Origin of the sequence: Collinsella aerofaciens, from assembly GCF_040910325.1 — a bacterium.
In the GTDB taxonomy this organism is placed as follows: domain Bacteria; phylum Actinomycetota; class Coriobacteriia; order Coriobacteriales; family Coriobacteriaceae; genus Collinsella; species Collinsella aerofaciens_BL.
The window spans coordinates 1-7,221 of record NZ_JBDGAV010000045.1 but is presented as its reverse complement, the minus strand read 5'-3'; the positions used below and the strand labels follow the sequence as shown (position 1 = coordinate 7,221).

Annotated in this window: 8 protein-coding genes, 1 tRNA gene and 1 pseudogene; all 10 read left to right on the top strand. The window is 53.0% G+C overall.

Annotated features, from left to right (window positions below):
* Positions 1-582 precede the first annotated feature (582 nt).
* A complete protein-coding gene (locus AB5Z25_RS10510) occupies positions 583-1,350 on the top strand; it encodes a hypothetical protein (protein WP_368135539.1) in 768 nt (255 codons plus the stop codon).
* 206 nt (positions 1,351-1,556) lie between these two features.
* The gene (locus tag AB5Z25_RS10505; RefSeq protein WP_368135538.1) at positions 1,557-1,937 is read left to right on the top strand and encodes a hypothetical protein; all 381 of its coding nucleotides are present in this window, start codon (positions 1,557-1,559) and stop codon (positions 1,935-1,937) included.
* Positions 1,938-1,964: 27 nt separating this feature from the next.
* The gene (locus AB5Z25_RS10500; protein WP_368135537.1) at positions 1,965-2,264 is read left to right on the top strand and encodes a nucleotidyltransferase family protein; all 300 of its coding nucleotides are present in this window, start codon (positions 1,965-1,967) and stop codon (positions 2,262-2,264) included.
* 198 nt (positions 2,265-2,462) lie between these two features.
* On the top strand, positions 2,463-3,131 hold the full coding sequence (locus AB5Z25_RS10495; RefSeq protein WP_099431746.1) for a DUF3990 domain-containing protein: 669 nt from the start codon (positions 2,463-2,465) through the stop codon (positions 3,129-3,131).
* Complete coding sequence (locus tag AB5Z25_RS10490) at positions 3,112-3,801, top strand: helix-turn-helix domain-containing protein (RefSeq protein ID WP_368135536.1); 690 nt, start codon at positions 3,112-3,114, stop codon at positions 3,799-3,801. The genes AB5Z25_RS10495 and AB5Z25_RS10490 overlap by 20 nt, the downstream gene beginning before the upstream one ends.
* A gap of 205 nt (positions 3,802-4,006) precedes the next feature.
* Positions 4,007-4,510, top strand: a complete 504-nt coding sequence (locus AB5Z25_RS10485) for a Fic family protein (protein WP_368135535.1) — start codon at positions 4,007-4,009, stop codon at positions 4,508-4,510.
* Between the two features lie 45 nt (positions 4,511-4,555).
* Positions 4,556-5,203 carry a DUF3825 domain-containing protein gene (locus AB5Z25_RS10480; RefSeq protein WP_368135534.1) on the top strand — a complete coding sequence of 216 codons (648 nt, stop codon included), beginning with the start codon at positions 4,556-4,558 and terminating at the stop codon, positions 5,201-5,203.
* Positions 5,140-5,343 (top strand): annotated as a pseudogene (locus AB5Z25_RS10475) (DUF3825 domain-containing protein); the annotation flags it as partial. The gene AB5Z25_RS10480 and the pseudogene AB5Z25_RS10475, both read left to right, overlap by 64 nt.
* A gap of 138 nt (positions 5,344-5,481) precedes the next feature.
* Positions 5,482-5,556, top strand: a tRNA-Val gene (locus tag AB5Z25_RS10470).
* Between the two features lie 379 nt (positions 5,557-5,935).
* Positions 5,936-7,093, top strand: a complete 1,158-nt coding sequence (locus tag AB5Z25_RS10465; protein ID WP_368135533.1) for a putative endonuclease domain-containing protein — start codon at positions 5,936-5,938, stop codon at positions 7,091-7,093.
* Positions 7,094-7,221: the final 128 nt, after the last annotated feature.

Sequence of the window (7,221 nt, the reverse complement as noted above, 5' to 3'; positions counted from 1 at the left end):
GTTGGCTAAAATGGGTCGGCCGGGATTGGTCAATCTCGGCCGACTATATTTGGCTAAATTATTCCGACGCTAACATCCACAAGGATAGCTATTTGTTTGTTTGCGTATAGGCGTCCAATTATCGAAGGCAGAGGCCATACGGACGCAGCCATGGGCCGAATCGTGACAACGAGACCCGGGATAATATACGCGAGAAAAGAATTAACAATAAAGTGGGGCAGACCACAAGCAACAATAAGGGCACCGGGACCTATGTAGGCTCCGGTGCTCAAGCACAATATCGGCAGTACACGGAGCTCCGCAATACGGCGATCATGGTCGGGCACAAGGCGGATTTAAATTCGCTGAGTTCATTTTTAGTGCGAGCAGTATGGTATAACCCCTCTTTTGCGTATACCCGGCTGATGCAGTCAAAGTCTACGTCCCATGCGTAGAATTGCTTGGTATATAGAATTGCAACATCATTAAGTATTCTGGGAGCATCTTGTGAAGTTTAACGAATGGGCTGAATTAATATGCGCGGTTATCTCTTTACTTGTAATAGCCATCATTGGCATGAAACAGTATTGCCAGAGTAAGCGCATGGAAGAATTCGAGCGTCGCCAGGACGAAAGAGACGAACGCAGACACGCCGAAGGGAATAAGGCGCAGGCGGTCGAGTTTATCTCGAAGTATTACACAGACAGAGGCTTAATTCCGCTTTGCGCTGTCGCCGCCATGTACAATGATCTTTTCCATTATTCACGTAAGATGTATTGGGAATTCTGCTGCCTTGTGCCGGAGGTGCAGAATCTGATTCTTAAATACTGTGATCTTGACTTGCGGGTCAGGAAAGAGAATGACCTGTTCGTCCGTTGCATCGCCGCAGTCGAAGCCGCCCTCCGCGATCGTTTCCCTAAAGATGAACCGGCTTTCTATGACGACGGGAAATACGTCCTACGCAGCCTCGACAGGTACGCAGGGGAGAAAATACCGGCCGTGCGAATTGGCAATCTTCCAAAGTGTCTGGACGCATACCGTCCGATCTCCGATAGCCGTACTCCCGAGTACAACCTCTTTATCATTGAAGTTCTGTCTAGGGCTTTTGAGTCGCAGGACGCTTCCCTCACTCCTATATCCTGTCTAGAAAAGGCTTATTGCTTCGAATCGAGCCCCGAGATAGAGGCCTGCCGGTTCGCGTCGACCGTTGCATTCTACGCGGCAACCTACGGCTCTTGTGACGAGGCCAACAATAGGTACTACGGGTGCCCCGGCGGTTTCGATGGCGAGAGAATCGAGACCATGGAAGACCTATTTCTTCTTACTGTCTTCCAGATATATACCAAGCTTCTGCTTCCGAACGAAGGGTAAGAAATAACACGAGGCATTCGTTATTTGACTCTGCCTAATTCTGCCACATTCATTTTTCGAAATCTCACTCATTTCCTTTATAACTTGGGTATACTTGAATCAGAAATTGGTCGTAGGGCGCGACCAACGGAATCAAAAGAAAGCCCACTGAGAAGATGCCTTCAATCTCTTTGGGTTGGAGGCATTTTCTTTTTCGGAGGGTCTGCATGAATTCTAAAATCGTCTTTTTGACAAACTCGTTCTACAAAGATCATCCAAACCATCTAGTCTGCTCTTTATACTCGGATATAAACACTAAGGAGGTAGACGTGTTTTGGAGCTATGTTCAGCTTGATGACGGCACTCAGTTTGCCTACTCAGAGACAAGAGATGACGGGACCGTTCGCGTAGCCGTCGAGCGTCCGGTTGACCTTGGCTTTGACCATGCAGAATGCTTCTTGCCTGCGGTTAATTGGTTCAATGTCGAAGGATTTTCTATTGACGATCTGGATTTTTTGACCGAGTTCGTTAGATCAAACGCCCCATTTATCTTCGAGCTTGCAGAACGGCAAAAAGCCGGACCGGCGGTTTCGGCGCTGGCCCCCTGACGTCTACTGTTGAACGGCAAATAACCCATGATTACGCCTACCGACATATCCACCGCCGCCTCCCGCGTGCTTGCTCAATACGACGTCAGCGAAGCATATTTATTTGGCTCGTTTTCCCGAGGCGAGCAAACGCCCAATAGCGATATTGACTTGCGCCTAGTCTGCGGCAACGCCATGACGTTCGGCACGCTTTACGAACTCTCCCATGAGCTCGAGAGGGAACTTGGGCGAAAGGTTGAAATCGTCACCAACCCACCAGAGCACATGCGCCCAGCATTCCGCAAAAGCATCGAGCAAGATGAGGTGCGTGTCTATGAAGCTCTGTAAGCAGGACGAGGCGTTAGTGTGCTCCGGCATGATCAGCAAGTCTGAATTTTGTCGCATACTTCCGGACTCGGCGAGCCTTAGAAGCAAGTATTGAACTCAGACTCGGTTCCAGACACCCTCTTGCTATTTGAATACAGGTATCGCTCTAGCGATAGTATGTTATACTATCGCTAGAGCGATACCTGTTAGGAGACTCGCGTGGAACTATGGCATGGTTCTCAGAAAATCATTGAGACTCCCCAACTTGGCCTGGGGAAAATCCATAACGACTATGGACAGGGATTCTATTGCACAGAGAGCCTCGACCTTGCAAGGGAATGGGCATGCTCGCGCGATGCCGATGGCTTTGCGAATCGCTATGAACTCGATATAGCCGATCTCAAAGTTCTCGACTTGCTATCGCCGCAATATTGCGTCCTGCATTGGATAGCGTTGCTCGTTGAGCATCGTTCTTTTCGCAAAGATACCGCCATTGCCGCGGGGGCGTGCGAATATCTCCATGATCACTTTCTACCTCAGACGAGCACTTGCGACGTAATAAGGGGGTGGCGTGCGGACGACTCGTACTTTAGCTATGCCAGAGCTTTTGTAAACAATACGATCACCGTCGATCAGCTTGGACGATCTATGAGGCTCGGTAACCTGGGGGAGCAGATTGTGCTCAAAAGCGAGCGTGCGTTTAAGAGCATTCGTTTTGCTGGATTTGAACGTGCGCAGCAAGCTCTGTATGGTCCATTGGCCAAGGAACGAGATGAAGCGGCAAGGGCGCAGTATCGGGAGCTCCTTGCCGAAAACCCGTTTGAGGGAATACGTATCGTCGATATCATTCGAGAGGGGATGACGGGCGATGACCCACGCCTACAGTGAGATGTATCTCGAGGATGCAATGAGAACGCTGGGCGAGGCGGTCGATTTTGCTCTCTGTGACCAAGGGCTGACTCCAGCCGAGTTGACGGCGATCCTGTCGAACGCTCTTGAGATGAAACAGTTTGAGCGCGGTATGCCTCGCGTCGTCTGCGGCATGGCGGGCGACGAGCTCGCGCGCGATATTATCGCCCATGCGGGACTGACCCCCGTCAAATGTAGGGAGACCTATCCGTTCGACCGTTCGCCTCAGTATTGGGCGGGGTGGGTTATGGCCTATACGCAATGGATGAGCAGCTTGGGCTTTAATAAGCTACTCGAAGTCGCTCCGCTCGATTGGATCATCGGCTCGTACCATCCGCTCCACGAGGCCTCCGAAGATAAATTCGCCCAGATTGTCATCGAAAAATGGAACAACGCCCAGGCAGACAAAAAGGGCCTCAAGGCGGCACGAAAGGCTGCCGGACTAACGCAAAAACAGCTCGCCGCCCAATCGGGGGTTAAGCTTCGCGCCATACAACTCTACGAGCAGAACCAGCTCGACCTACGCCGTGCCTCGGTTTCCTCGGCATTGGCGCTTGCAGACACCCTAAACTGCACCATCGAAGACCTCGTATGGCAACCGATTGCTCTGGAGTACGACTCGCAGGCTATTTCGTCTGTAAAGCTATAGAGGAGTCAGACATGCCTTGGAGCTATGTTCAACAAGATGACGGTGCTGATTGCGTTGCTCAAGAAGATCATTCAACTGCGCACGTGGCAAATTCAGCATCACCGATTTTGCTCGGCGGCGCCACGTCAATCGACGAAGCTATTCGGCTGACCATTTCGAACATGCCCAACGCGCTCAGGCTCTTGGAGAACTCATGATGGCGGCTATGCAGCGGAGCGCTCATCCGTTCGCCCCGCTCGTGCTCGATGATGCCGGTTCGCTCGAAGATATGGCCGCGGCCGTGATGCGCCTGCACAGCACGCTGATGACGGTCGGGCGCTGCTATACAACCGACGCCACGGGCGACCGTGCCGCGCTTGAGCTTGGACGCGTCGAGTCCGTGCTTGCAGGTGCATTCTGTACGATATTCGGCCAATCGCCGGCCGATCGCTTCGCAGACATCTTTGACCAGGTCACTTATGTGGCCGATCACATGGTCAAGGACCACATCTTTGAGGACGGCAACAAACGCACCAGCCTTGTCTTTGCGTTGTCCGTCTTAAGGTTCGCAGGCACTCCGGTCGTGCTGTCTGACAGCCCCGAACCAAAAGACAACCAGTACTACGCCTGGATCCAGGACCTCGTTTCCAGTCGCCGCACGAACAGCGAGCTAGCCGAAGAGCTGCGCTGCGGATTCGTTGCGGGCACGGACGATCTGTCGCTCGTATAGAATCTAAGCATCCGCACGCCGGTTAATGAATTGATTGGACACCACATGGAACTCCCTAGCACCCTGTGCAGTAATGTGTACGACTTCGCGTTTTGCCCCGAGCCCTGCTACGACCGCCTGGTCGACCTCGCCGACCCCGAGGACTGGGGTCCCGGCAACCGCATCCTCAAAAACTACCTGTCGTTTTCGTTTAGCCGCGCGGTGTTCCTGACCGAGCGTGACTTGGACCAAACCGGGCCGTCCAACCTGCCGCTGGTGTTCGACAATGACCGCTGCCTGTTCAATACCGGCCTGTACACGCGTCGCTACGAGACCATCTACGGCCTGTTTGAGCCCAACACCAAGCCCGACGCGCGCCAGCGCTGGTTTTTGAAGGGCTTCTTTAAGGAGAGCGACCCCATGCTGGTCTCGTTTGAGTACCTGCCGTGCCGCGTGCGCTTTGCCGAGGACCCCTCCGAGCTGGTCTTTGACTACCGACTGCCCATCCGCTCCAACATCGACCACATTCTGGGCGACGAGGAGAACCTTACGCGCATCCCCGCCAGCCTGATGGGGGAGGACAACTCGCTGCTGCTGCGCGCGCTTTTGAGAGCGCCGTCGTCGAGGCCGCCCGCCGCGCCGCAGCCAACTATACGCTCGCGGTGCCGCAGTTCTACGGCGGCCGGATCCAGCTACTCCTACCGCTGTGCCTGACCGGCGACAAGCCCGAGCTGGCGCTGACCATCCAACGCGAGGACGGTTTCTACGCCGCGCGCACCTGCCTCACGCTCGACATGGCCTACAACAACGCGCGACTCATCTGCCGCCCTGAGACTTCGTGGATCAAGCGATAAAGGGCTGTTGAACTGGTGGTTTATCGCGTACCCTGATTGCGGTTGCACGGTTTGCTCCCACGAATTTAAAATCGAGGGTAAAAAGTTCTTGGTAAACCGCGCGTGGCTATGTTAGTATCTCTTTTGCCGAAAGGCGACGGGCGATTGGCTCAGGGGTAGAGCATATCCTTCACACGGATGGGGTCACAAGTTCGAATCTTGTATCGCCCACCATCTAAAGCACAGGTCAGAGGTGTTAAGCCTCTGGCCTTTTTCTTTTTGACACCAAGGCTGACTCCAAAACGAATCGTAGTCGTATAAGGCGTCATTTTTTTCGCACCCTTTTTGCTGACGCCATTGCATGTTTTGTATAAAACGCATGCGGATTTTCATTGAATTCCCCATGTGATCCGCGCGCAAATGTGGAGACAGAGACCACTGGCTCACAGCTCGTACCAGCACGTTCTCGCCTCGTTACAACCTTTCAACACATCCCGTCCATTATTTGGTCAGCGTTTGGTCAGTTTCCCGTACTTACCCGCATGACGGCCACGTAGATAATCGGCCATGCCCGCAATCCGCACGGCCTACGGTCGAAACCAGGGGAGGCCATATGGACGAGATCGTCTGCGCAAACACCGCATTCCGCTACTGGCGCTGCCCGCCCCAAGCGCGCAACCTCTACCCGCGACTGCCAAGCCCAGAAGACGGCTGGCGAGCCCTAGCCCAAGCCCCTTTCGTAACCGATATCCTCAAGACCCCGATTATCGCTGTTGCTTCGCCAGGTTGTTGTAATCACCACTCGGGATTGCGCTCCACTATTCGCTGGGAAGGGGCTTCGGATACCGGCACAACAACCGACACTCATTTAGGCTTTAGCGTCACCAATCCGCTTAACACGTTATTTACTATGACACGCTTTGTGTCCCAAATAGATCTCGTACTGGCTATGTACGAACTTTGCGGCTGGTTTTCTGTTTTCGAGCCGACCCCCGCTGTCGAAATGCAGTTAAAAATCGCGTTAAAGGAGAATCGCAATTCCAGCACGCAGAATCTGTTCGAACTTGGAGAAGGCGAAGACGAGATTCCTTGGAAACGAGTTTATGCCCGCACAACCGTAAAGGTCCCAGCAAATGAAGGCCAAACGAACAATCACGAGGATGGAAGAGAGGTTACGAAACTCAAAGGTACTTCGCTTTGGATGAGAAAGCCACTCATCGAACTGAGCGACTTGCATCGATTCGCCGAAAAGGTCAAAAGTCAAATGTGGGGAAAGCAGTTTTATGATGCCGCTCAGCAGGTTATCGGCATTGCTGCATCTCCACTCGAGGTCGCGGGGGTCCTGCTTCTAAGTCGTTCTCGAAGTCTAGGTGGTTCAGGATTCAGATACGTATACCTCAACGATTTAACCCCTCTATCCGAGGAAGCCCAAAGCATCGCAGGTCAAAAGGTTTGCTACGGTGACATCGTGATTGTAAACCCAATCCTAATGAAGGCAGCAATTATCGAAATCCAAGGTGAGGTCATCCATGGGTCAGGCGCGGTACTTGACCAAGATGCGGAGCGCATGACTGCGCTCCAGAGCATGGGTTTCGATGTGTTCCTGGTAACCCACGATATGCTTAACGACAAAAAACAGCTAGACGCCATAGTCAAAAGCGTCTGCAGTCGTTTGGGGATTCGATATAAAGCCAAATCCGAGGCAATGAAGCGCGCCGAGACGCGACTGCGAGCAAATGTTCTGTGCAACTGGTTGGAACTCGGAAATTAGCCGGCGACAAGGCGCTAGAACGACCTAGTTTTCCTGCTAGTGAATTAGTATCATTTCAAAACTATGCCGGATTACGGGGCTGGACCCGGACCGGCCGTCCATACCCTGCATTTCGCTGAATGCGCAAG